Annotated in this window: 23 protein-coding genes; 8 read left to right on the forward strand and 15 right to left on the reverse strand. The window is 57.8% G+C overall.

From position 1 onward, the window contains the following. Positions 1-204: 204 nt before the first annotated feature. Positions 205-1140 carry a LysR family transcriptional regulator gene (locus tag ACXKZD_RS01685; protein WP_010253237.1) on the forward strand — a complete coding sequence of 312 codons (936 nt, stop codon included), beginning with the start codon at positions 205-207 and terminating at the stop codon, positions 1138-1140. Here ACXKZD_RS01685 and mdcH read toward each other — a convergent pair. The 9 genes from mdcH to glpD all read right to left on the reverse strand — a co-directional run bounded on the left by mdcH (position 1121) and on the right by glpD (position 10071). Further along, positions 1121-2023, reverse strand: coding sequence for a malonate decarboxylase subunit epsilon (mdcH, locus tag ACXKZD_RS01690; protein ID WP_010253234.1), 903 nt, complete (start codon positions 2021-2023; stop codon positions 1121-1123). The genes ACXKZD_RS01685 and mdcH overlap by 20 nt on opposite strands. Next, positions 2020-2640: a malonate decarboxylase holo-ACP synthase gene (locus ACXKZD_RS01695; protein ID WP_010671544.1), complete on the reverse strand. Its 621-nt coding sequence runs from the start codon at positions 2638-2640 to the stop codon at positions 2020-2022. The genes mdcH and ACXKZD_RS01695 overlap by 4 nt, the downstream gene beginning before the upstream one ends. A gap of 1 nt (position 2641) precedes the next feature. Continuing rightward, positions 2642-3601: an AEC family transporter gene (locus ACXKZD_RS01700; RefSeq protein WP_033759031.1), complete on the reverse strand. Its 960-nt coding sequence runs from the start codon at positions 3599-3601 to the stop codon at positions 2642-2644. A gap of 133 nt (positions 3602-3734) precedes the next feature. After that, positions 3735-4535 carry a biotin-independent malonate decarboxylase subunit gamma gene (mdcE, locus tag ACXKZD_RS01705; protein WP_129063169.1) on the reverse strand — a complete coding sequence of 267 codons (801 nt, stop codon included), beginning with the start codon at positions 4533-4535 and terminating at the stop codon, positions 3735-3737. Next, positions 4535-5368: a biotin-independent malonate decarboxylase subunit beta gene (locus ACXKZD_RS01710; protein WP_031592682.1), complete on the reverse strand. Its 834-nt coding sequence runs from the start codon at positions 5366-5368 to the stop codon at positions 4535-4537. Before ACXKZD_RS01710 ends, mdcE begins: the two co-directional genes overlap by 1 nt. After that, positions 5361-5660, reverse strand: a complete 300-nt coding sequence (gene mdcC, locus ACXKZD_RS01715) for a malonate decarboxylase acyl carrier protein (RefSeq protein ID WP_010253220.1) — start codon at positions 5658-5660, stop codon at positions 5361-5363. Before mdcC ends, ACXKZD_RS01710 begins: the two co-directional genes overlap by 8 nt. Positions 5661-5668: 8 nt before the next feature. Continuing rightward, on the reverse strand, positions 5669-6529 hold the full coding sequence (locus ACXKZD_RS01720) for a triphosphoribosyl-dephospho-CoA synthase (RefSeq protein WP_022624028.1): 861 nt from the start codon (positions 6527-6529) through the stop codon (positions 5669-5671). Continuing rightward, entirely contained in the window at positions 6529-8184 is a 1656-nt protein-coding gene (gene mdcA, locus ACXKZD_RS01725; RefSeq protein WP_010253213.1) for a malonate decarboxylase subunit alpha, read from the reverse strand. The genes ACXKZD_RS01720 and mdcA overlap by 1 nt, the downstream gene beginning before the upstream one ends. Before the next feature lie 381 nt (positions 8185-8565). Then, a complete protein-coding gene (gene glpD, locus ACXKZD_RS01730; protein ID WP_010253210.1) occupies positions 8566-10071 on the reverse strand; it encodes a glycerol-3-phosphate dehydrogenase in 1506 nt (501 codons plus the stop codon). 227 nt (positions 10072-10298) lie between these two features. On the opposite strand from glpD, the gene glpE reads away from it, so the two are divergent. The 5 genes from glpE to malQ all read left to right on the forward strand — a co-directional run bounded on the left by glpE (position 10299) and on the right by malQ (position 16918). Continuing rightward, positions 10299-10625, forward strand: coding sequence for a thiosulfate sulfurtransferase GlpE (gene glpE / locus ACXKZD_RS01735; RefSeq protein ID WP_488981830.1), 327 nt, complete (start codon positions 10299-10301; stop codon positions 10623-10625). Between the two features lie 29 nt (positions 10626-10654). Further along, the gene (gene glpG, locus ACXKZD_RS01740) at positions 10655-11476 is read left to right on the forward strand and encodes a rhomboid family intramembrane serine protease GlpG (protein ID WP_033773027.1); all 822 of its coding nucleotides are present in this window, start codon (positions 10655-10657) and stop codon (positions 11474-11476) included. Between the two features lie 31 nt (positions 11477-11507). Next, positions 11508-12266, forward strand: a complete 759-nt coding sequence (locus ACXKZD_RS01745) for a DeoR/GlpR family transcriptional regulator (protein ID WP_010253201.1) — start codon at positions 11508-11510, stop codon at positions 12264-12266. A 155-nt stretch (positions 12267-12421) separates the two neighbouring features. Continuing rightward, positions 12422-14827 (forward strand): maltodextrin phosphorylase, encoded by a 2406-nt coding sequence (malP, locus tag ACXKZD_RS01750; RefSeq protein ID WP_488981831.1) that lies wholly within the window; start codon positions 12422-12424, stop codon positions 14825-14827. A 9-nt stretch (positions 14828-14836) separates the two neighbouring features. Continuing rightward, positions 14837-16918 (forward strand): 4-alpha-glucanotransferase, encoded by a 2082-nt coding sequence (gene malQ, locus ACXKZD_RS01755; RefSeq protein ID WP_488981832.1) that lies wholly within the window; start codon positions 14837-14839, stop codon positions 16916-16918. 35 nt (positions 16919-16953) lie between these two features. On the opposite strand, the gene nfuA is transcribed toward malQ, so the two are convergent. Together nfuA and gntX are read right to left on the reverse strand one after the other, a co-directional pair. Further along, on the reverse strand, positions 16954-17529 hold the full coding sequence (gene nfuA / locus ACXKZD_RS01760) for a Fe-S biogenesis protein NfuA (protein ID WP_010253194.1): 576 nt from the start codon (positions 17527-17529) through the stop codon (positions 16954-16956). Positions 17530-17587: 58 nt separating this feature from the next. Then, on the reverse strand, positions 17588-18268 hold the full coding sequence (gene gntX, locus ACXKZD_RS01765; RefSeq protein WP_022624032.1) for a DNA utilization protein GntX: 681 nt from the start codon (positions 18266-18268) through the stop codon (positions 17588-17590). A gap of 34 nt (positions 18269-18302) precedes the next feature. On the opposite strand from gntX, the gene bioH reads away from it, so the two are divergent. Then, positions 18303-19076 carry a pimeloyl-ACP methyl ester esterase BioH gene (bioH, locus tag ACXKZD_RS01770; protein ID WP_050680523.1) on the forward strand — a complete coding sequence of 258 codons (774 nt, stop codon included), beginning with the start codon at positions 18303-18305 and terminating at the stop codon, positions 19074-19076. A 173-nt stretch (positions 19077-19249) separates the two neighbouring features. Next, complete coding sequence (locus ACXKZD_RS01775) at positions 19250-19519, forward strand: YdgH/BhsA/McbA-like domain containing protein (protein ID WP_010671554.1); 270 nt, start codon at positions 19250-19252, stop codon at positions 19517-19519. Here ACXKZD_RS01775 and ACXKZD_RS01780 read toward each other — a convergent pair whose 3' ends face one another. From ACXKZD_RS01780 to yjbE, 4 genes are all read right to left on the reverse strand, one after another. Further along, positions 19520-21205 carry an alpha-amylase family glycosyl hydrolase gene (locus tag ACXKZD_RS01780; protein ID WP_488981833.1) on the reverse strand — a complete coding sequence of 562 codons (1686 nt, stop codon included), beginning with the start codon at positions 21203-21205 and terminating at the stop codon, positions 19520-19522. It abuts the gene before it with no gap. 128 nt (positions 21206-21333) lie between these two features. Then, the gene (locus ACXKZD_RS01785; protein ID WP_033759014.1) at positions 21334-23661 is read right to left on the reverse strand and encodes a Tex family protein; all 2328 of its coding nucleotides are present in this window, start codon (positions 23659-23661) and stop codon (positions 21334-21336) included. A gap of 103 nt (positions 23662-23764) precedes the next feature. Next, positions 23765-24238: a transcription elongation factor GreB gene (gene greB, locus ACXKZD_RS01790; protein ID WP_488981834.1), complete on the reverse strand. Its 474-nt coding sequence runs from the start codon at positions 24236-24238 to the stop codon at positions 23765-23767. Between the two features lie 182 nt (positions 24239-24420). Beyond that, the gene (gene yjbE, locus ACXKZD_RS01795; protein ID WP_010253177.1) at positions 24421-24669 is read right to left on the reverse strand and encodes an exopolysaccharide production protein YjbE; all 249 of its coding nucleotides are present in this window, start codon (positions 24667-24669) and stop codon (positions 24421-24423) included. Positions 24670-24821: the final 152 nt, after the last annotated feature.

Raw genomic sequence — 24821 nt, forward strand, 5'->3', positions numbered from 1 at the left:
TCTGACTTTCTTTGCGGCCGAGGGATCGGCCGCACTCTCCTTTGCTCTCTTTGCTCACCGTCTATCCCGCTCCTTTTTCAGAAGGTTCAGCCTCTTATCGCCTCTGCCTCCGTAAGTGCCTCTTGTGCGAGCCAGATCATTACACCCTGGCTGAGAATCGCTACTATGCGGGAAAGCAAAATGACCCTACAGGCAACAGCAGCAATGAGTGACAACATCAACCAGGAAATTACCTTCCGTAAACTCAGCGTCTTCATGATGTTTATGAGCAAGGGCAATATCGCCCGTACGGCGGAAGCGCTGGCGCTGAGCAGCGTCAGCGTGCATCGCGCACTGCATACGCTGGAAGAGGGCATCGACTGCCCGCTGTTTATCCACAAGGGCCGCAACCTGGTGCCGCTGCCTGCCGCCTGGACGCTGCTGGACTACTGTCGCGATGTGACCACCCTGATGGGCAAAGGCATTGAAGAGGCGCGCAAAGTCGCAGGCATCGGCGGAGGGCGTCTGCGACTTGGCACGCTCTACTCCCTGACGCTGGAGACCATTCCCCGGCTGATCATGGGCATGAAGCTGCGTCGGCCCACGCTGGAGCTCGATCTGACCATGGGTTCCAATCAAATGCTGCTGAATATGCTGGAAGATGACGCGCTGGATGCGATTCTGATCGCCACCGATGACGGCGAACTCAGCGACGCGCATTTTGATGTGATTCCGCTGTTTGAAGACAGGATCTTTCTGGCCACACCGGCCGGGGAGACGCGGGACGGAGCCGGTCCGGTGGATCTGCGTGATTATGCCGACCGTGATTTTGTCTCGCTGGCTGAAGGGTTTGCCACCTATGCCGGTTCGCAGGAGGCGTTCCAGATAGCCGGATTTGAACCGCGCATGGTCACCCAGGTGAATGACATCTTCTCGATGATAAGCCTGGTGCAGGCGGGCGTCGGCCTGGCACTGATCCCGGGACGGATGAAGAAGGTGTATGAAAACAACATTCAGCTGCTGACGCTCGCTGAGCCTTACCAGATGCGTCAGCAGATCTCGATTGTCTACTCACATCGCCGCGAACGGGATAATGACCTGCTGGCACTGGCGGCAGAAGGGCGGATGTACGCCCGCAGCCTTACTGACTCAGCCGTTTAACCAGATGGAGTGCAACCTCAACGCTGTTGCGCTCCAGACAAATCGCGTCGCCCTGCCAGCCCGCCTGAAGCGTCAGGCCGGTCAGCACATTGCCAGGCGGCATCTCAATCGCCAGTCGGGCATCGCGCTGATTGGCTGAAACCATCGCATCATTCCACTGCACCGTACGCGCCATATTAAAGGCAAGATCGTCGGCAATCTTCTCCGGCTCCCAAATCACGCGTCCGGTTGAACCGCTGAGGTAAGCGCAATGGGGACGGGAAAGGCTGACGGACCCGAATGCGCGCGCCAGTTCTGCGGCGGGCTTATCCAGCAGCGCGCAGTGCGACGGCACGCTCACCGCGAGTTTAATCGCTTTGCTGGCACCGGCATCCAGCGCTTTCTGCGCGACTACCGCCATATCCTCGTCGCGGCCAGCAATCACAATCTGCGTTTCCGCATTCAGGTTGGCGATATAGGTGTTGCTGCCGGGCAGCAGTTTCTCCAGACGACTCAGCGTCAGGCCGGTGATGGCGGTCAGGCCATATCCCTCCGGATAAGCCTGCTCCATCAGATCGCCGCGCAGCGCCACCAGCCGCAGAGCATCACTGAAATCCAGCGCGCCGGAAATCACCGCAGCAGGAAACGCGCCAATCGACAGACCGCTGACGATATCGGGTTTCACCCCACGGCGAATCAGCTCGCGCGCCCAGGCGACACCGCAAATCAGCAGACTGAGCTGCACGGCGCGCGTGTGGCGCAGTGCATCGGCACTGTCGAGCTGGTCAGTCTCGTCGCCCAGAACTGCACGCACGCTGTTTAACAGGGCGTCGCCGTCGGGAAGGTGCTGTAACATCCCGGCACGCTGAGTGCCCTGGCCGGGAAAGGTAAAGAGTATTTTCATTGTAGCTCCCTGCTCCAGGGTGAAGCGGTCAGTATCGGCCCGGTAACGGTTTTAACCAGCGCGCGGCCTTCACGCAGCCATTCGCTGAGGGCAAACGCGCCGGACGGCGTTTCTATCTGCGTATCGACCCGACAGGCCAGCGTGTCGGTTTGCGCCTGCCAGCGTTGCAGCGCATCGCGCGCCAGCGGCTCTGGCGCGCGAATAACTAAATCAAGATCGCTGGCGGCATGCAGCGTGGGTTGCTGAGTTGCCAGTGCGTAACCGGTACTGCCGGTAATGCCCCAGCGCCACGGCCAGTCGTGCTCACTGAGGGCAATCGCCGCGCCGACCGGCGCATAAGCGGTGAACGGCGAGGCAAGCAACTGCGCACGCGCCGCCAGCATCTCCGGTGTGACAACGCGAACGATGTCCGCTGCATTGACCCATCCGGCGGCGCGCTGTTCGCGGCGCTCGCCGCGCACACCCACCGGTATCAGCCCGGTTTCGCTTCTGTCGCGCCGCACCACGACCGGAAGGCCGGGATGCCAGAACTGACTGACCCAGCTCTCACTGATGGCGGCTAAGGCGTTGCCGTCTCGCAGCCAGAGCAGATCGTGGGGGCGCGGTACAGAGCTCATATTACATTCCTGATGTCAGCGTAATGAACAGCGGTAATGACAAAATACAGAGAATAGAGCTGAGCAGCAGCACAGCCTCTGCATCCGGCGACTGCACGCCAAAGCGGTTGCCAAACACCACCCCGAAGAAACCGGCGGAGAGCGCAATCATCAGAATGGCGGTAATTGCCACCGGACCGCTGAGACCCAATGCAAGTACCAGACCCCAGGCGATAAAGGGCTGAATCAGCAGTTTAGTTACCGTGCCGACGCCCACCACCGCGTTGAGTTTCAGTTTGCGTGCCGACAGGATGACACCGGTCAGGAAGAGTGCAGCGGCGGTAGCAGCCAGACCCAGCGGTTTGATGGCAGCCAGCACCAGATCAGGCATTTTAACGCCCAGCGCTGATAACACCACGCCAATCAACGGTCCCAGTACGATCGGTTTTTTCACTGAACGCCACATCAGAATCGGCAGCATGGTCAGGGTTGAACCGTGTTCGGTGCCGTCGGCAAACGCTTTTTCACGTTCCAGAATCAGCAGGCAAAGCGGTGTAAGCAGCACTGAACCACAGGCGATGGAGACCGCTACCGAGAGCGAGGTGGCGCCATTTTCACCCAGTACGCTGGCCAGAATGGGCAGGCCCAGCGCGGCGTAATTTGGCAGCGCCACAGTCAGTGTCAGCACAGCCGCATCCTGCGGTGACTTTTTGAAAACTTTTGTAGCCGCGAAATAGACAGCTCCATAGGTAATCCACATTGCGCCGGTAATAATCACAATCAGCGGCCATTGCGCCACGATGCCCGGCCAGGGCGTTTGTACCGTGGCACTGAACAGCGCGGCGGGCAGCGCAAAATCCATGACGAAAATATTCAGCAGAGAGACGTCTTTGTTGTTGACCATTCCGGCCTTACCGGCCCAGAAACCCAGAAGCATGATGACAAAAATCGGAGCAAGGGCATGAACAATTATATAAATCATAAATCACCTGTATTTAAGAAAGAATTTTCTGTTAACAGCGATGTTTATAATTCTGAACACGGCCACTGCCCCGGGGCGCACTTAGCAATGCGCCCCGTCAGACCGATTTCGGCAGGTTTATTTTTTTATTTAATTACCAGGTTGCGCGCATCCGCTCGCGAACCAGGGAGGAGCTGTGGCGATTGGATGCGCCCAGCCGGTTTTTCAGGCTCGGATCCTGACGCGCATCGCTAATGGCTTTCTGCAAGGCGATCTCGACCATCGCCACATCGGCGTCAGAAGGCGCATCGGGATTGGCCACGTTCAGCAGATCGGAGAGCAGACCCAGCGTGGCGAAGTTATTCACGTCATAGGCCATCGGCGGAATGGTCGCCGCCAGTTTCTCCAGCGCCTCCACCGAACGCAGCGTGATACGCGCGGCGGACTCTTTACCCATCGCGTGCACCAGCACACCCTGATCGTTGAGCGCAATCAGGCGGTTGGCCTGATAACCGTGCGCCAGGAAGGCACCAGACATCGCTTTGCCAACAATCAGCCCAATCACCGGATGACCCGCAAGGCGTGCTTTGGCATAAGCGCCTGCAGCCCCGGCCAGCGCCTGATGAATACCGAACGCCTCTTCGCGGCGGCCATAGGCCTGACTCGGTACGTCGATCACCGCCACAATCGGGCGTTTTACGTCGCTGTTCTTGTCCTCTTCCAGCGTTTCATTCACCACTTTCGCCAGCGTCCAGCCTTCCAGCAGGCCGACTTCGCCCTGCGCGGCACGCGGATAGTGGTTTTGTGCATCGGGCACCACGGCGATAAAGCGCACGCTTTCGCCATTGAGCTGGCCGTCCGCCACCTGGACAGAGGCGCACAGGCCGCTGAGGCGCTGCGCATCAGGTGCAAGTTTTTCCAGCCAGGTTGCACCGCGGCTGTTTGTCTGGGTCATTATTTATCCTCCCGGGCGAAAAGCTGTTTAATCTGCGCCGTGTCCGCCTGCTGACGGGTGTCGAACTGCGTCAGACGTGGCAGGAAATCGGCATATTTATCGCTGCGGTGCTGCGCCGGAACGCCTTTGGCGATGCAGTCATTCATCGCACTTTTAACCGCATTGACGCCATCACCGACCAGCGCATCGACCAGGCCGCTGGCGTAGCGGATTTCACCGCCGGTCATGCTCCAGATAAATGGGCGATCGCGCGAGTCATACTCTTCAATGCCCGCTTCCTGCTCAATCACCTGCGGACCGTTCAGCCCCAGGCGCGCTTCACGCGTCACAATCAGGTAGCTGCACAGCGCAGCGGCGATGGACATCCCGCCAAAGCAGCCGACGGTACCGGCAATAATGCCGATAACCGGGGTATAGCGACGCAGGTCGACAATTGCGGCATGAATATCGGCAATCGCCGCCAGCCCCAGATTTGCTTCCTGTAAACGCACGCCGCCGGTTTCCAGGCAGAGCACCGCCTGAGTGGGTATTCCATTGCGGTTGTCTTCGGCTGCCAGTTCCAGCGCCGCCGCCATTTTGGCACCGGAGACTTCGCCCATGCTGCCACCCTGGAAGGTGCCTTCAATGGCGATAACGACCGCAGGCTGACCGTTCAGCGTGCCGCGTGCCACCACCATGCCGTCATCTGACTGCGGCACCACACCCTGCGGGGCCAGCCACGGCGACATGATGCCTTCGAAAGGATCCAGCAGTTCGCGATAGCTGCCGTCGTCCAGCAGTGCACGGGCGCGCTCACGGGCGCGTAATTCAATAAAACTGGCATCGTTACGCATGGCTCACCTCCTCAAAAACCTGTTCAATACGGATACGCGCCACGCCGGGTGTCGCGCCGAAATCGTGAATAATCAGCTTTCCGGCAGGCAGACCGTTGGTTAAATTCAGGCGGTCAAACAGCGCCTTCCAGCGGGCGTCGCTGTTATCCAGTGAGGTGGTGATATCAATGCTAAGCGTTTGTCCTTCAGTTGCGGTGTACAGCACTTCCATATCACCGGAACCAACGACCCCTGCCAGAGCTTTACCGCTGAGTGAGCGGTTAGCAGGTAAAGATAATGTGATGTGTTCCATAATGGCCTCTAGAAATAAGAATGTTCAGGTGAACAGACCCGATCAATGAACAGCGTCGCGGCCAGCAAATCGGCGGCCCCGCCAGGCGAAGCGTTGAGCGACAGCATGCGCTGATCGAGCTGCGCCAGCGCCTTCTGGCCGCCTGCTGTGCGACAGCCGCCAGACAGCAGCACGGCGCGTGCTCCTTGCTGCATCGCTTTCAGTCCGGTCATACCGGCCCGTGACAGCACGCAGGTATCGCTGAGCGAGGTCATGATCGCCATCAGCGCATCAAGACGGGCTTCACTTTCACTGGCACCCGTTGCACGACTTGTCAGCAGCTGCGGCAGCGCCAGCTTCATCACGTGAGGAAACGCCTGCTGCGCCTCTTCGCGTGCGCCGGGCACCTGATAGCGATGCGTCGCTTTTAACCCTTTGCTGAACAGTTTTGGCGCGGCGCGGTCGGGCAGGCTGGCCAGCGCGGCTGCGGTGCGGGTCAGCTGGTCGGCACTGGCCGCGCCACCGTGCATGGCTGCAGCACTGACCAGCAGTCCCAGCGCCCAGATCGCACCCCGATGGGTGTTGACGCCGCCGGTTGCCGCCATCATCTGCTGTTCACCGTCACGGCCCAGCCGACCCACCGTTTCACGCAGGGCAATATCAGCAGGGCGCAGCCAGCTGTGACGGGCCAGCGCCAGAAAGGTCGGCACAAGGCTGTGAGCGGAACGCTCCATCAGCGCCAGCGTCAGATCCTGATGCGCGCCGTTCCCCCGACTGTCTACCAGACCCGGCTTGGGGCTTAGCCGCGCTTCATCGGTCAGACAATCGCGCGCAATCGTCGCCAGCTGGCTGGCCTGCGCCTCGGTTTGAGTCTGCGACAGAAGTTTCATTACCAGCTCCGGAATTTTGCCGGTGGGTTATAAAGACCACCCGACCATTCCACCAGGTCAGAGACGCTGCTGGCGGCGAGCAGTGAGCGGGTCGCATCTGAACGACGAATGCCCATATCTTCCGGATAGACCACTTTGCCGCTTTTACGCAGGGCCGCCACGCGCGCCGCATCGACGCCAAGGCCGATATCGGTGATACCGGCTACCGCAGCGACCATCGCACGGCGCTCTTCAAGGCTTTCCGCGCGATAAAGATAGGCAATACCCTCTTCGGTCAGCACATGGGTGACGTCATCGCCATAAATCATCACCGGTGCCAGCGGCATACCGGTCGATTTCGCCACTTCAACGGCATCTAGCGTTTCAACAAAGGTCGGTTTGGCACCGGCCTGGAAGGTTTCCACCATCTGAACCACCAGTTTTTTACCGCGCTGCATCGGATCCGGTTCGGTGATCATATTGAGCCATGCAGGCGTGGCATGGCGTCGGCCGTGCGGATCGTGGCCCATGTTAGGCGCACCGCCGAACCCGGAAAGGCGACCGCGGGTCACGGTTGAGGAGTTTGCCAGGCCATCGACCTGCAGGGTGGCACCGATAAACATATCCACCGCATACTGACCTGCCAGCTGACAGAAGGCGCGGTTAGAGCGCATAGAGCCGTCGCTGCCGGTGAAGAAGATATCGGGACGGGCGCGAATGTACTCTTCCATGCCCAGTTCGCCACCGAAGCAATGCACGCTTTCAACCCAGCCGCTCTCAATCGCCGGGATCAGCGTCGGATGCGGGTTAAGGGTCCAGTGCTTACAGATTTTGCCTTTCAGGCCGAGTTGTTCGCCGTAGGTAGGCAGCAGCAGTTCGATCGCGGCGGTGTTAAAACCGATACCGTGGTTAAGTGACTGCACCTGATGTTCGGCGTAAATGCCTTTAATCGCCATCATCGCCATCAGGATATGTTCCTGCTTAATCAGGCGCGGATCGCGGGTAAACAGCGGTTCGATAAAGAAAGGTTTATCGGCTACGACGATGTAATCGATCCAGGAGCCAGGAATATCGACGCGGGGCAGGTCGGTCTCGTCATCGACCAGCTCATTTACCTGGGCAATCACGATACCGTCACGGAACGCGGCGGCTTCCACCAGGGCAGGCGTATCTTCAGTACTCGGGCCGGTGTAAAGGTTGCCTTTGCGGTCAGCTTTATAACCGGCAATCAGCGCGACGTTTGGACTCAGATCGACATAAAGGCGGGAATAGAGTTCGATATAGGTGTGGATTGCGCCTATTTCCAGCTGACCATCTTCTAACAACTGAGAAATACGCAGACTTTGCGGACCGGAAAAAGAGAAGTCGAGTTTACGCGCAATGCCTTTTTCGAAAATATCCAGATGCTCACTGCGACCCACGCTCGGCATAATCATATGCAGGTCGTGTACTATCGCCGGATTAACCTCAGCCAGGGTACGTGATAAAAAATCGGCCTGCTTCTGGTTATTCCCTTCCAGTACCACCCGGTCGCCCGGTGCAATCAGTTTTTCAAATGCTTCTACAGCTCTTTCAGTAGGAATGACTTTGCCATCAACAGGGAAGGATGCCAGACGACGCGCTTTTTCACTGCGGCGCGTGTTCCATTCCCGGGCAGGCGTTTGGCCTGTGTTCATTTCAACCTCCTGATTAAAATAACGGTTGTTTCGTTTTTACTGAGGAAAGTTTGTGCTTTCTGATGACGTCGTTCAATTAAGCAAAAAGCCTGAACGTTATATTTACAGTAACAATAGGATGTGAACGTTTTGATATGCGAAGCAGAAAGAGTTGAGTTTAGGCGCTGACCAAAAATGTGATCGCATAAACGGATTTCTGTATAAAAAATGGTTTGAGCCTGGCATTTTTAATAAAAAGTTCGTCGTACAAAAATAAACTCTGCTGCACGCTGAAAAGCGCAACCTGTTGGATCAGCACCCGGATTCACCGACCCGCTATCGCAGACATAAAAAAAGCAGGCCGAAGCCTGCTTTCTGATTCTTTAGTTAGTTACTGTCCGTTTATGATGCCAGCGACAGGGCGGGTTTAGCTTTCGCTGCCAGCCACTCGGTGACTCGCGCCTGCTGCTCTTTGGTCAGCCACATGCCCTGTTTGGTACGACGCCAGATAGCATCATCCAGCTCACGAACCCACTCATGCTGCACCAGGTAGCGTAATTCTGCTTCGTAAAACTCGTGACCGAAGTTCTCGCCCAGATCGTCCAGGCTTTTCGCGCCAGCCAGCAGGGTTTCAGTGCTGCTGCCGTAGGTGCGCGAGAAGTGGCGCGCCATATTTTCACTGATAAACGGATAGCGACGACGCAGGCTGGCCGCATAATCTTCACGGGTGCCGGAGATATTTCCGCCTGGCAACACGCAGTTCTTCGTCCATGCCGGGCCCGCGTTCGGGTAGTACTTCGCCAGTTTCTCCAGCGCATGTTCTGCCAGCTTACGGTAGGTGGTCAGCTTGCCGCCAAACACCGACAGCAGCGGAGCCTGACCATTATCGTCGCGCACATCCAGGGTGTAATCACGGGTTATCGCCTGTGGCGAATCGGATTCGTCATCACACAGCGGACGGACACCGGAATAGGACCAGACGATATCGTCAGCGGTCAGCTGCTTTTTAAAGTGTCCGTTGAACACTTTCAGCAGATAGTCGGTCTCGCTGTCATCAATATTGACGTTTTTCGGATCGCCTTTGTACTCGACGTCGGTGGTACCGATGATAGAGAACTCATCCATCCACGGGATGACAAACACGATGCGGTTATCTTCGTTCTGCAGAATGTAAGCCTGCTTTTCGGTATGGACGCGTGGCACCACGATGTGGCTGCCCTTGATCAGGCGAATACCGTAAGGTGATTTCAGCTTCAGGCTGTCGTCGAACAGCTGTTTGACCCACGGGCCGGCAGCATTGACCAGGCCTTTCGCCTGCCAGGTAAAGGTTTTACCGCTGTCGACATCTTCCGCTTCGACCTTCCACAGGCCGCCTTCACGCCAGGCACGGGTCACGCGGGTGCGGGTACGGACTTCGCCGCCACGCTTCACGACTTCCTGTGCGTTCAGTACCACCATGCGGGCATCATCGACCCAGCAGTCAGAATATTCGAATCCGCGCGTAATTTCCGGCTTCAGGGCCGAATCCGTGCCAAATCGCAAACTTTTACTGCCTGGTAGACTGGTACGCTTGCCAAGATGGTCATACATAAACAGGCCGGTGCGAATCATCCACGCCGGACGCAGATGCGGACGGTGCGGCAGACGGAAGCGCATCGGGAACGCCAGATGCGGAGCCATTTTCAGCAGCACTTCACGCTCGGCCAGTGCTTCACTGACCAGACGGAATTCGTAATGTTCAAGGTAGCGCAAGCCGCCGTGAATCAGTTTTGAACTGGCAGAGGAGGTCGCGCAAGCCAGATCCCGCGCCTCCAGCATTAACACCGACAGTCCGCGTCCTGCAGCATCTGCTGCAATGCCGGCACCGTTGATGCCGCCGCCGATCACGATCAGGTCTTTGGTTTCCACGTCATCTCCTCCGATGTTCGGAATAGTTCACTAATGTTCGTTTTCGAGCATAATCATAATCGCAAACCAACATTGACGCCAGCTTTTAACCAGGTAAAAACATTTTTGCGTGATATAGCTAACATTCTGCCCACCAAAAAAACCGATAGCCGTAACGATTGTCAGGTTATCGGCGTCGATTCTCGGGTTACACTACGCGCTATTGTGACGCTGTTATGAGAGATCCCATGGAAATGTTCGAATGTATTGATGTGCAGCAGGCGCAGGCGCGTCTGGCGCAGGGTGCGCTGCTGGTAGATATCCGCGATCCGCAAAGTTATGCCCTGGGTCATGCGGCCGGTGCGTTGCATCTGACCAACAGCAACCTCAGCGATTTTGTCAGCGGCGCCGATCACAGCCTGCCGGTGCTGGTGATGTGCTATCACGGCAACAGCAGCAAAAGCGCGGCACAATATCTGCTGGGACAGGGCTTCAGCGCGGCGTACAGCATTGATGGCGGCTTTGATGCCTGGCGTGCTGCCTTTCCTCAGCAGGTTGCCCTCGGCAGCGAATAGATTGCCGCTCGTCACATGGAGAGTTACTGATGCGCATTACTCAATTTAATCAGCCCCGCATGGCGCAGGCCTTTGTTGACTACATGGCGACGCGGGGCATCACGCTGCGTATTGAGCATGAAAATCACTACGTCATCATGCTGGATGATGAGAGCAAGATTTCACTGGTCGAAAACGAACTTCAGCAGTTTTTGCACGACCCTAACCATCCGCGTTATCAGGCCGCCAGCTGGCATAGCGGAAAAACTGACAGTGGCCTGCGCTATGAGCGCAGCAATATCTGGGCGAATATCCGTGAGCGTGCCGGTCCGCTGACCATGACGCTGATGGTGCTCTGTATCGCAGTATTTATTCTGATGCAGGTCATGGGCGATCGTACCGTGATGGCCTGGCTCTCCTGGCCGGATGCCGATCAGCATCTTCAGGTCTGGCGCTGGTTCAGCCATGCGCTGCTGCACTTTTCACTGCTGCACATTCTGTTTAATCTGATGTGGTGGTGGTATCTGGGCGGCGCGGTTGAGAAGCGACTTGGCAGCGGCAAACTCTTTGTCATCCTGCTGATTTCGGCTCTGCTCAGCGGCTGGCTGCAGGCGAAGTTCAGCGGCATCTGGTTTGGTGGCCTGTCGGGCGTGGTCTATGCCCTGATGGGTTACTGCTGGCTGCGCGGGGAGCGCGATCCCGACAGCGGCGTCTATCTTGAACGGGGATTGATCGGTTTTGCGCTGGTCTGGCTGGTGATTGGCTGGTTTGGCGTCTTTGGTCTGGCTATTGCCAACGCGGCGCACGTCGCCGGTCTGGTGGTCGGACTGGCGATGGCGCTGGTGGATACGCGTAAAGTCACGCGTCGTTAGACAGGATTATGCGGGTTAACAGGAGAGGAACGTGAAGCAGACGCAACGTCATGACGCGATTATCGATTTAGTCCGTCGTCAGGGATATGTCAGTACTGAGGAGCTGGTGGATCATTTTGAGGTCAGCCCGCAAACCATTCGTCGCGATCTCAACGATCTGGCCGATCAGAACAAAATTCAGCGTCACCACGGCGGCGCGGCGCTTCCCTCCAGCTCTGAGAATACCGCCTGGCACGACCGTAAAATGATGTGGTCAGCGGAAAAAGCGCGGATTGCCCAGCGCGTGGCCAGCCAGATCCCGGATGGTGCCACGCTGTTTATCGATATCGGCACCACGCCGGAAGCGGTGGCGCATGCGCTGCTCAACCATAGCGATTTGCGCGTGGTCACCAATAACCTTAACGTCGCCATGCTGCTGATGGATAAACCCGATTTCCGGGTCATTATCGCGGGTGGTGAAGTGCGGACCCGTGATGGCGCGGTAATGGGTGAAGCGACGCTCGACTTTATTTCTCAGTTCCGTCTCGACTACGGCATTCTGGGGATCAGCGGCATCGATATGGATGGTTCGCTGCTGGAGTTTGACTATCACGAAGTCCGCACCAAGCGTGCCATCATTGAAAATTCACGCTGCGTGATGTTGGTGGTGGATCATTCGAAGTTTGGCCGTAACGCCATGGTCAACCTCGGCAACATGAGTCTGCTTGACTACCTCTACACCGACAAAACGCCGCCTGCCAGCGTAATGAAGGTGATTGAGCAGCATGAGGTTCACCTCGAACTCTGCTGATTCCTGCCACGCCAGCCTCCCGGCTGGCGTTTTTCTTTGATTGCTGTCGCTTTTTTCCTCACTCCCGTCTTTACTTAACGGTTGCTGGCACCCGGTTGCCAGCCCGTGCGCTTTCTATTTTTGCTTCACCTCATTGCGTAACAGAAGGGAGTGATATGCCGCAGCAAAAATTTAATAAAGCCCGTTTTAATGCCGCCTTTACCCGCCAGTGGCAACAGTTAAGTCTCCGTTCCGCCCAGCAGATGACCCCGCACCAGGCGTGGCAGGCGGTCAGCGCGGCGCTGGCGGAGCTACTGGACGCACAACCGGCACCGCGTCCGGCTGTGCAGCAGCGTCACGTTAATTACCTCTCGATGGAGTTTCTGATTGGCCGTCTGACCGGCAACAACCTGCTCAATCTCGGCTGGTATAACGACGTCAAAGCGGCGCTGGCCGAGCACGAGTTCGATTTAACGGAACTGCTGGAGCAGGAGGTCGATCCGGCGCTGGGTAACGGCGGGCTGGGACGACTGGCCGCCTGCTACATGGATTCGATGGCAACGGTGGGGCAGTCCGCCACCGGCCACGGACTGAACTACCAGTATGGCCTGTTCCGCCAGTCTTTCGATGATGGTCAGCAGATTGAAGCGCCCGATGACTGGCAGCGTGAGCGCTATCCCTGGTTCCGCCACAACGCGGCGCTGGATGTTGAGGTGGCGATGGGGGGCCGGGTAGAAAAGCAGGAAAACGGCGGTGTACGCTGGCTGCCCGATTTTACGCTGCGCGGCGAGGCCTGGGATTTGCCGGTGAGCGGCTACCGCAACGGCGTGACGCTGCCGCTGCGTCTGTGGCAGGCAGTGAGTGCGCATCCGTTTAATCTTACGGCGTTTAACGACGGCAATTTTCTGCAGGCGGAGCAGCCGGGCATCGAGGCGGCAAAACTGACCAAAGTGCTCTATCCCAATGACAACCATCAGGCCGGCAAGCGGCTGCGCCTGATGCAGCAATATTTCCAGTGCGCCTGTGCGGTGGCGGATATCCTGCGTCGTCACCATCTGGCGGGACGCAGCATTCACAGCCTGCCTGACTTTGAAGTGATTCAGCTCAACGATACGCATCCCACCATCGCCATCCCGGAGATGCTGCGCGTGCTGCTGGATGAGCATCAGCTGAGCTGGGATGAGGCGTGGCAGATCACCAGCCGGTTGTTTGCTTACACCAATCACACGCTGATGCCGGAGGCGCTGGAGCGCTGGGATGAGAAGCTGATGCGCAGCCTGCTGCCGCGCCATATGCTGATCATCAAAGAGATCAACCAGCGGCTGAAAAAGCAGGTGAAGCAGCGCTGGCCGGATGACAAAGCGATGTGGCACAAGCTGGCGGTGGTCGCTGACGGTCAGGTGCGGATGGCGAATCTCTGCGTCGTCAGCGGGTTTGCGGTCAACGGCGTGGCGGCGCTGCACTCAAGCCTGGTGGTCAGCGATCTTTTCCCGGAATATCACCAGCTCTGGCCGCAGAAATTCCACAACGTCACCAACGGCATCACGCCGCGCCGCTGGCTGAAGCAGTGTAATCCGGCGCTGGCCGGGCTGATTGATGAGACGCTGAAAACCGAGTGGGCCAATAACCTTGAGGCGTTAAGCGGTCTGGAGGCGTATGCCGACGATCAGGCGTTTCGTCAGCGCTATCGCAGCATCAAACAGCAGAACAAAGCGCAGCTTACGGAGTATATCGCCCGCCACACGGGGATTATCGTGAACCCGGCCGCGCTGTTCGATGTGCAGATCAAACGGCTGCATGAGTACAAGCGCCAGCACCTCAGCCTGCTGCATATCCTCTACTGCTATCAGAAAATCTGTCATAACCCGGAGGATGTCACCTTTACGCCACGGGTGTTCCTGTTCGGGGCCAAAGCCGCGCCGGGTTATTACCTCGCCAAAAATATCATTTACGCCATTAACAAGGTGGCGGAGGTGGTGAACAACGATCCACGGGTCGGCGACCGACTTAAAGTGGTGTTTATCCCGGACTACCGCATCACCGTGGCCGAACTGATGATCCCGGCGGCCGATCTCTCAGAGCAGATCTCCACCGCCGGGTATGAAGCCTCCGGCACCGGCAACATGAAGCTGGCATTGAACGGTGCGCTGACGATTGGCACGCTGGATGGCGCCAATGTCGAGATTGCCGAACAGGTGGGTGAGGAGAATATCTTTATCTTCGGTCACACCGTGGATGAGGTCAAAGCGCTTAAGGCGAAAGGCTATAACCCGAAAAAGGTGCGTAAGCAGAACAAGCCGCTGGACGATCTACTGAAATCGCTGGAGAAGGGCAAATTCAGCAACGGGGATAAACATGCGTTTGACCTGATGCTGGAGAGCCTGACGAAACATGGCGATCCCTGGCTGGTGCTGGCCGATTTCCAAGCCTATATCGAGGCGCAGCAACGGGTGGAAGCCCTGTGGCGCGACCCGGAAGGCTGGACCCGCGCCGCCATCCTCAATACGGCACGAACCGGCATGTTCAGTTCGGACCGGTCAATTCGTGACTATCAGCAACGTATCTGGCAGGCACCGCGCTAAGGAGCAGCAATGAAGCAACATTCACTCGGTCAGGCCGCCCGTGCCGCGGGAATTTCACTGGACTACATCAACGTCAATGGCGAGAAAGAGGCGATCAGCGATGAGACCCTGCAGGCGCTGCTGGCGGTGATGGATGATCCGCAGGACGCAAAAAAATCGCCGCTGCCGCCGGTCGCGGTGTTCAGCGGCAGTGGCAAGCGACAGCTGACGCCACAGGGCAGCGGCGTTTACCGCTGGCAGTTGCAGACTGAAAACGGCAAACAGCACAGCGGCGAGTTAACCGCCAGTGAGCCTTTTACACTGCCTGGCCCGCTGGCGCAGGGGTACCACCAGCTCACACTCAGTAAGGGCAAAAAAAGCTGGCAGACGCGGATTATCGTCGCGCCGCGCCGCTGCTATCTGCCTCCGGCGCTGGAAGCGGGGGAAAAACGCTGGGGTGCGCTGGTGCAGCTCTACACCGTGCGCTCTGAACAGAACTGGGGCATCGGCGACTTCGGCGATCTCGACCAGCTGCTGGTGCAACTGGCTGAACGCGGTGGCGATTTCGTCGGGCTGAATCCGCTGCATGCGCTCTATCCCGCCAGCGCCGGTTTCGCCAGTCCGTACAGCCCGTCGTCGCGCCGCTGGCTGAACGTAATCTATATCGACGTCAGTCAGGTGGCCGATTTTCAGCAAAGCGCGGCGGCACAGAAGTGGTGGAAAAGCGCCAGAACCCGGAAGGCGCTGACCAAAGCGCGTGAGGCGGAGCTGGTTGACTACGAGGCCGTAATGGCGCTTAAGCTCGCTGCGCTGCGGCACGCCTGGGCACACTTTCAGACGCGAGACAGCCAGAGCGAAGAGCATCAATCCTGGGCGGCCTTTGTGCGTGAAGGCGGCGACAGCCTGCGTTATCAGGCCGCCTACGACGGCATACAGCTGGAGCGGCGGGCAGATAAGGCGCAGCAGGGCGGCTGGCCTGCGTGGCCGGAAGGGTGGCGCAACAGCCAGTTGCCGGAGGTGCAGCAGTGGTGTGCACAGCATGAAGAGGAGATCGCCTTCTGGCAATGGCTGCAATGGCTGGCGCAGCAGCAGTTCTCTGGCTGCTGGACGCACAGTCAGGCGCTGGGCATGAGCGTCGGACTCTATCGTGACCTGGCAGTGGGCGTGGCGGAAGGCAGCGCGGAAACCTGGCACGACCCGGAGCTTTACCGCCTCAAGGCCTCGGTAGGTGCGCCGCCTGACCGTCTCGGTCCGCTGGGACAAAATTGGGGCTTACCGCCGATGGATCCGCATGTAATGAAGGCGCGCGGCTACCAGCCATTTATCGACATGCTGCGCGCCAATATGCGCGACTGCGGCGCGTTGCGCATCGATCACGTGATGTCGCTGCTGCGTCTGTGGTGGGTGCCTGCCGGGGAAACGGCGGATAAAGGCGCCTATGTGGCCTATCCGGTCAACGATCTGCTGGGCATCCTGGCGCTGGAGAGCCACCGGCTGCGCTGCATGGTGATTGGCGAAGACCTGGGCACCGTACCCCAGGAGATTGTCAGCCTGCTGCGTAAAAGTGGCGTCTTTTCATGGAAGGTGCTCTGGTTTGAGCAGGAGAAGGATGAGCGCTATCGCGCGCCGCAGGACTATCCGCGCCAGTCTATCGCCAGCGCCAGCACGCATGATCTGCCTACGCTGACCGGCTTCTGGGAGCAGGGCGACCTGGCGCTGGGTGAGAAGATTGGCCTCTATCCGGGCGATGCGGTGAAAGCGTTACATCAGCAGCGCGCCGCGCAGAAGCAGGCGCTGCTGGATGCGCTTCATCAGGCGGGCGCCTTACCGGCACGCAGCCAGAAGAAGGCAGAGAAGCTCACCATGACGCCTGCGCTGAATCGGGCAATACATCGCTTCCTGGCGGATACCGACAGTGCGCTGCTTGGCCTGCAGCCTGAGGACTGGCTTGGCATGACCACGCCGGTCAACGTCCCGGGCACGGTGGATCAGTACCCTAACTGGCGACGCAAGCTGAGCAAAACGCTGGAGGAGATCTTTGCGGACAAAGAAGTGAATGCACTGCTGAAGGTGGTCAGCCAGCAGCGTCAGTCAGGACAGAAAGGGCAATAACAGAAGCGCGGCAGCCAGGCTGCCGCGCTTAATCATCAGTAGAACGAGTGTTCACCGCGCTGATGCTCAGTAATATCCCGCACGCCTTTGAGTTCCGGGAAGGCGGCCAGCAGCTCTTTCTCGATACCATCTTTCAGGGTCACGTCGATCATCGAACAGCCGTTACAGCCGCCGCCAAACTGCAGAATGGCGTAGCCCTCATCGGTGATCTCCATCAGCGACACGCGACCGCCATGGCCGGCCAGCTGTGGGTTGATCTGCGCCTGAAGCAGATACTCAACGCGCTCAACCATTGGCGCATCATCAGAGACTTTACGCATTTTGGCATTCGGCGCTTTCAGCGTCAGCTGTGAACCAAGATTGTCGGTAACGAAGTCAATTTCAGCATCTTCCAGATACGGCTTGCTCAGTTCATCAACGTAAGCAGAGAGCTTTTCGAACTTCAGTTCGGTGTCAGTAGCTTCAACGGCATCGGGCGGACAGTAAGAGACGCCACACTCGGCTGTTGGCGTACCCGGGTTAATCACGAATACGCGAATCTGGGTGCCATCTTCTTGTTTGGATAGCAGTTTAGAAAAATGTTCCTGGGCAGAGTCAGTAATTCGGATCATGTCGATTGCTCAATAGTTGACTAATTTAGTTGGTTATAATACGCCCATCAAAGACGCTCTACAAGGTACGGCACAGGCACCAGACCTGCACGCTGGCGGCACCCTGGGCCATTAACAGGCGGCTGATTTCATCTACCGTACTGCCGGTGGTAATGACGTCATCCAGCAGAGCGATATGGCGTCCCTGCACCACCATTTCAAGGCAGAAAGCACCCCGTAAGTTGGTGCGGCGCTGGCGGGCGCTGAGCTGATGCTGTAATGCGCCCCCGCGCTTGCGGGAAAGACCTTCGCGCCATTCACATCCCAGCCAGTGCGCCAGCGGTGCGGCCAGCAGTACCGTCTGATTAAAGCCACGCTGCCAGCGTCGTCGCCGATGCAGCGGAACCGGCAGCAGCAGATCGGGACGCGGCACACTGCCACGCCGGTAAACATTAAGCCAGCTTAGCAAAAGCAGCCGCGCCAGCATCACCCTGAGTGCGGTTATGTGAGAAAATTTAAGCTGGTTAACCCACTGGCTGAACGGCGGACAATAGTCATTGACGCAGACCAGCGCCTGCCAGGCGGGCGGTTTAAGCTGGCAGCGGCCGCAGGCGACCTTTGCTGAACCTGCCGGCAATCCGCAGCGTGGACAGAGCAGCGGTAACGGCGGTAATCCGCGCAGACATAAGCTGCAGATGCCGTGCCGGGCTATCCGCAACGGCATCCGGCATAGCCAACACAGGGCGGGCATTGCTAGCATAGCGACCTCCTTATCATTTTCGGGATAGTAACTGATGACGTCGCTCTACTGGCACACCTGCGGAGAAGGAAAACGCGATCTTGTGCTGCTGCACGGATGGGGACTGAATGCCGAAGTCTGGCAAAGCATCATTCCGCGACTCAGCGCGCATTATCGCCTGCATCTGGTCGATCTGCCCGGCTATGGCCGCAGCCAGCATTTCGGTGCGCTGACGCTGGAGCAGATGGCAGCGCAATTGCTGCCTGCGCTGCCACCGCAGTCGATTGTGGTGGGCTGGTCGCTGGGCGGACTGGTGGCGACGCAGCTGGCGCTGAGTGCGCCAGAAAAACTGGCTGCACTGATCACCGTTGCCTCGTCGCCCTGTTTCACCGCCACAGAGAGCTGGCCCGGCATTAAACCGGAGACGCTGCAGAACTTTCAGCAGATGCTCAGCAACGATTTCCAGCGCACGGTGGAGCGCTTTCTGGCGCTGCAGACGCTGGGTACCGAAACGGCTCGCGCCGATGCGCGGCAGCTGAAAGAGGTGGTGCTGTCGCAGCCGATGCCGGAGGTGGCGGTGCTGGATGGCGGACTGGATATTCTGCGCCAGGTCGATCTGCGCGACGCGTTACCGCAGATTACGCTGCCGTTCCTGCGACTCTATGGCGCGTTAGATGGACTGGTGCCGCGCCGGATTGCGGCGGAGATAGATGAGATGTTGCCAGCATCGCCTTCAGTGGTTATCGAAAAAGCCGCACATGCGCCTTTTATTTCCCATCCTGAGCGCTTTTGCCAACATATTGTTAATTTTATCAGTAATCTGCCGTGATAATGACGCTTTGAACTGGCAAAATCGCAGACAGCAGCAATACTTCTCTCTGTGAGCGAGGCCGTTGCAATTTTATGTGATTAGTCATGGAAATGACTATGCCGTTCCATACTGCCTTACGCGTTTAGCGGCTGCTTACATCTCACAATGGATCATGAATGAGGGTAAACATAATGAAGGTTTTTAAATGGGTTGTGGCTTCAATGATGATGGGCGCGATTTCATTTTCTGCGATGGCAGCGAAAGAAGTCACCCAGGAAGAAGTTAAAACAATGAACCTGCAAAAGATCGGCAACGTTAACACCACGGCGGAAACCACCTCGCCAATGGATGCTAAGAAAGTGTTGTCGAAGCTCGCTGACGAAAAGGGCGGTAAATATTACCGCGTGATCGCAGGCCGCGAACACGGTAAATTCAGCGCAACGGCTGAAGTCTACAAGTAATTAACGTAGCCACATGAACTGCCAGGCATCCAGCTTGACCGGCTGGGTGCCATCAATTTTCTCTCCGCTCACCACATCCTGCAACGTATGCGCCACCGGTAATTGCGTCTCCACTGACCGTCCACTGAGATTAAACACGCACAGCAGCCCGTCGCCGCTTTCTGGCTGATGACGTCTGAGCACCAGCACGGCGTTTTCGCTCTCATAAAGCGTCATCGGATTATCCGGGTGAAACGCAGGCTGACGACGACGCAGCTGAATCAGTTGCCCGAGCCGGGTATAGACCTGCTGGCGCAGCCAGTTACCGCCCGCCAGATCCGCTTCTATCTGCTGTAAATCATACTTCTGCCGATTAATCGCCCGGTTGTGTCCGGCGGCGCGCACGCCATCGTAATGGTTACGACCACCCAGAATGCTCTGGATATAGATGGCAGGCACGCCGGGAAAGACCAGCAGAATCGCATGGGCCAGCAAAAAACGTTTCAGCCGCGTGGCGTCATCGTCATCTTCACGGTTGAGCGCATCCAGATAGGTGACGTTGATTTCATAGGGGCTGGTGGTGCCGTCAGGGTTGTTTTTATAGGAGACCAGCGCGCCTTCCAGCGCCAGATCGCGCACCAGCGCCAAAATCTCTACTTCAGACAAAATGCCGCGCGCCGGATTAAGGCCGATGCCGTCGTGTGACGCCAGAAAGTTGAAAAAGGTGGTGTCGTTGCTGCTGAGATCCAGAGCGCTCGCCCACTGCCGCAGTGCGCGCGCCGAGCCGGTGTGAATCGCATGCAGTACCAGCGGCGGCAGTGAAAACTGATAGACCATCTGCGCCTCATCGTGCCCGTTGCCCAGATAGCTGATGTTGTCCTGATGCGGCACGTTGGTCTCGGTGATAATCACCGTGCCTGGCGCAACCTGGTCGGCAATAGCGCGAAACAGCTTCACCAGCTGATGGGTCTTTTCCAGATGAATACAGCGCGTGCCGGGCGTTTTCCACATATAGCCGACCGCATCAAGACGCACATAGTCAGCGCCGCGTTTCAGGTAGTCGAGCAGCACATTGACCATGCGCAGCAGCACCTCAGGATTGGCAAAGTTGAGGTCGATCTGGTCAGCGCTGAAAGTGGTCCAGATAAAGCGGGTTTCGCCATCCGCCATTTTAAACGGCGTCAGCAGCGGCGAGGTGCGCGGACGCGTCACGGCGCTGAGATCGGTGGCGGGCGGCATACTGATAAAGAAATCGTCCCAGCCGGGATCCTGCGCCAGGAAGTGGCTGAACCAGGCGCTGTGTGCCGACATATGGTTGCAGACAAAATCGAACATCAGCCGGGTTTCCTGATGCAGCCGCGCAATGTCCTGCCAGTCGCCGCACAGCGGATCGACCTGATGGTAATCAATCACCGAAAAGCCGTCATCGGACGACCAGGGGAAAAAGGGCAGCAGGTGAACCAGCGGAAACGTGGATTGCAGGTGCTGCTGATAGAACCGGGAAAAGGTGCTGAGCGTGGGTTTATCGGCTTCGCGAAACTGATCGGCATAGGTGATCAGCACCACATCCTGCTCATCCCAGTGTGCCTTGCGCGGCAGCTTAATGGCCTCGCGGGCGGTGGCGATGTCAGCCAGCAGGCGCGCAAAGGTCGCCTCCGGAAATGTGCCAGCATAAATCTTATCAATCAGAACGGTGATCGTTTCCATCGTGAATTGGGTGCCACAGCAGGTGTTGTTTTTATGACAGGCGTCTTTTTAGCGTAGCGCGATGGCGGGGATTTTCAACCGGGGAGAAGGGTGTGAAGAGGGGGCCAGGCAGTGGCCCCCTGAAAAGCTTAGCGTTTTTTACCGAAAGCCGCAGCCAGCGCATCACCCATCGCACTGTTACCTGCTGACGAGCTGACCGGACGCGGACGACCTTTCGCGGTGTTCTGACGTTTCTCCTCGCGCGGAGCAGCGTTCTTCGCGCCACCACGGGCATTGCCTTCGCCTGGCTGCTCATCAAGACGCATGGTCAGGGCAATACGCTTGCGCTGGAGATCGACCTCCATCACTTTCACTTTGACGATATCGCCCGCTTTCACCACCTGATGCGGATCTTCCACGAAGCGATCGGAGAGCGAAGAGATATGCACCAGGCCATCCTGATGCACGCCGATATCCACAAATGCACCGAAGTTGGTCACGTTAGTGACGGCACCTTCGAGGATCATGCCCGGCGTCAGATCGTTCAGCGTCTCTACGCCTTCAGCGAACTGTGCAGTTTTAAACTCAGGACGCGGATCGCGGCCCGGCTTCTCAAGCTCTTTCATGATGTCGGTGACGGTCGGCAGACCAAAACGTTCATCAATGAAATCGCGGGCGCTGAGATTACGCAGGCTGCCTGCGTTGCCCATCAGATCGCTCAGTGCCTGCTCGGTGGCGGCCAGGATGCGCTCCACCACCGGGTAGGCTTCCGGATGCACAGTCGAGGCATCCAGCGGGTTATCGCCATGGTTGATGCGCAGGAAGCCCGCACACTGCTCAAAGGCTTTTGGCCCAAGACGGCTCACTTTCAGCAACTGCTGACGGTTCTGGAAGCGGCCATGCTCATCACGCCAGCCGACAATATTCTGCGCCATCATGCGCGTCAGGCCCGCCACGCGGGTCAGCAGCGGCACCGAGGCGGTGTTGAGGTCAACGCCGACGGCGTTCACGCAATCTTCCACTACCGCGTCGAGTTTCTTCGCCAGCTGGCTCTGACTGACGTCATGCTGATACTGACCCACACCGATCGATTTCGGGTCGATTTTCACCAGCTCAGCCAGCGGATCCTGCAAACGTCGGGCAATCGACACCGCGCCGCGCAGCGAAACATCGAGATCCGGGAACTCCAGCGCCGCCAGTTCAGAGGCCGAATAGACAGATGCGCCAGCTTCACTGACAATCACTTTTTGCGCCGTGACCTGCGGGAACTGCTGCTGCAGATCCAGGAAGAAGCGCTCAGTTTCACGTGAAGCGGTGCCGTTGCCAATCGCCACCAGCTCAACCTGATGCTTAATGCAGAGTGCCGCTACGGCGGCCGCGGCTTTCGCGGTCTGGCCGGTATGCGGATAGACGGTATCGGTCGCGACGACCTTGCCGGTGGCATCGACCACCGCCACTTTGACACCGGTGCGCAGGCCTGGGTCCAGCCCCATGGTGGCGCGCATACCGGCGGGAGCGGCCATCAGCAGATCGTGCAGGTTGCGGGCAAAGACGTTAATCGCTTCATCTTCTGCGCGTTCGCGCACCGTGCCCATCAGCTCCGTTTCCAGATGCAGCATCACCTTGATGCGCCACGTCCAGCTCACCACCGCTTTACGCCAGCTGTCGGCAGGAGCGTTATTCAGGCGCAGGTTCAGGTGCTCAGCAATCAGCGTTTCGCCGTGGCTTTCACGCGGTGCTTCATCAAACTGTGGATCGGCATTCAGCGACAGTTGCAGCACGCCTTCGTTGCGGCCACGCAGCATCGCCAGCGCACGGTGCGACGGCACGCCGCTCAGCGCTTCATGGTGATCAAAGTAGTCGCGGAACTTCGCGCCCGCTTCCTCTTTGCCTTCCACCACGCGTGACACCAGATGGGCATTTTTCCACAGGTAATTACGCACCTTCGCCAGCAGCGCGGCATCTTCAGCGAAACGCTCCATCAGAATGTAGCGGGCACCATCCAGCGCGGCACGGACGTCGGCGACGCCTTTGTCGGCATCGACATACTGTTCGGCAAGCTGCTCAGGAATGTGAGACGGCTCCTGCCACAGCGTCTCCGCCAGCGGCTCCAGACCCGCTTCGATAGCGATCTGTCCACGCGTCCGGCGTTTCTGTTTGTAGGGCAGGTAGAGGTCTTCAAGCTCGGTTTTGCTGAGGGTGGTGTTGATCGCGCGGGCGAGGTCGTCAGTGAGTTTCCCCTGATCGTCAATCGACTTCAGAATCGACTGGCGTCGCTCTTCAAGTTCACGCAGATAGCTGAGGCGGGTTTCCAGCTGGCGCAACTGGGTATCATCCAGCCCGCCGGTGACCTCTTTACGATAGCGTGCGATAAACGGCACGGTATTCCCTTCATCCAGCAGGCGAACGGCGGCGTCAACTTGCTCTGGACGCGCCTGGAGCTCACTGGCAATTATCTGGCTCAGAACTTTCATCATCAGGATTGTCTTGCTTTCCGGGTTGAGAAATAGCCGACAGTTATACGGATTGATGGTTAAAATTGCCAGAGACGCGGGCGGCTTTCAGCGATAATCTGAAGGGTTATTGCGGGTAGTCAATCGCGTTGATATACCACAGTGCCGGCCCCACTGGCGTCTCGACGGTGGCGGCATCGCCGACCTCTTTTTTCAGCAGCGCCCGCGCCATGGGCGAGTCGATGGAGATGTAATCTTTGCGGCCAAAAATCTCATCGTAGCCCACAATGCGGAAGCGTTTGAGGTCGCCCTCATCGTTTTCAATTTCCACCCAGGCGCCAAAGAAGACTTTGCCATCCTGCTGGGGTGAATAGTCAACGATACGCAGCTGTTCAAGATTTTTGGTCAGATAGCGAACGCGACGGTCGATTTCACGCAGCCGTTTTTTGTTGTACTGATAATCGGCATTTTCACTGCGATCGCCAAGACTGGCAGCCCAGGTGACTTTTTTTGTCACTTCCGGTCGCTCTTCACGCCAGAGATAGTCGAGTTCTGCTTTCAGCTTATCGAAGCCTTCGCGGGTAATGAGTCGGGTTTTCATGCTATACCGGCCAGAGAGATCCAAAGAGGAACAGTGTAAGACAAAGGGGGCGCGGCAAAAAAGGGCGGGGAAAGGGTTTTTAAAGGCTAAAAACCCACGTTGACTTCCCCGGCGGCGAAAGGGTTGGTGCTGAACAACAATCTGAAGCCAGTAATCTGAAGCTGTAAAAGAAGTCGTGATATTTATTTACCGGCGTGAGTCGCCGTGGTGGTCGATGTACCGGTGCTGTGACCGTCACCGCCGCCGCCGCCCATGGTGGCCAGCGCAACGCCCAGCAGGGCGGCGACTGCGCCAACACCGATGGCGTTAGAGTTACCTTGTGCTGTGGTGGTTGCCGCTGCGCCAGCTGCTTCACCGGTGGCTGTGGCAGCATAAGCTGGAGTGACGCTGCTTAATGCCAGCGCGCTCAGCAGTAAAATTGTTTTTTTCATTGTGTGTAATCCCCGTTGAGACATCGAATGTTGCCTGAGCAGTCTGGTTGAAAACGGAGAAGGCGAAAAGTTGGCTTTACTGATTGATTTAACGGACTTTAATTTCAACTGGTCTTGCTGGTGGCACCGCTGAAACTAATCCGAGAGGAGAG

It is taken from the genome of Pantoea sp. ABR1s (assembly GCF_057812235.1).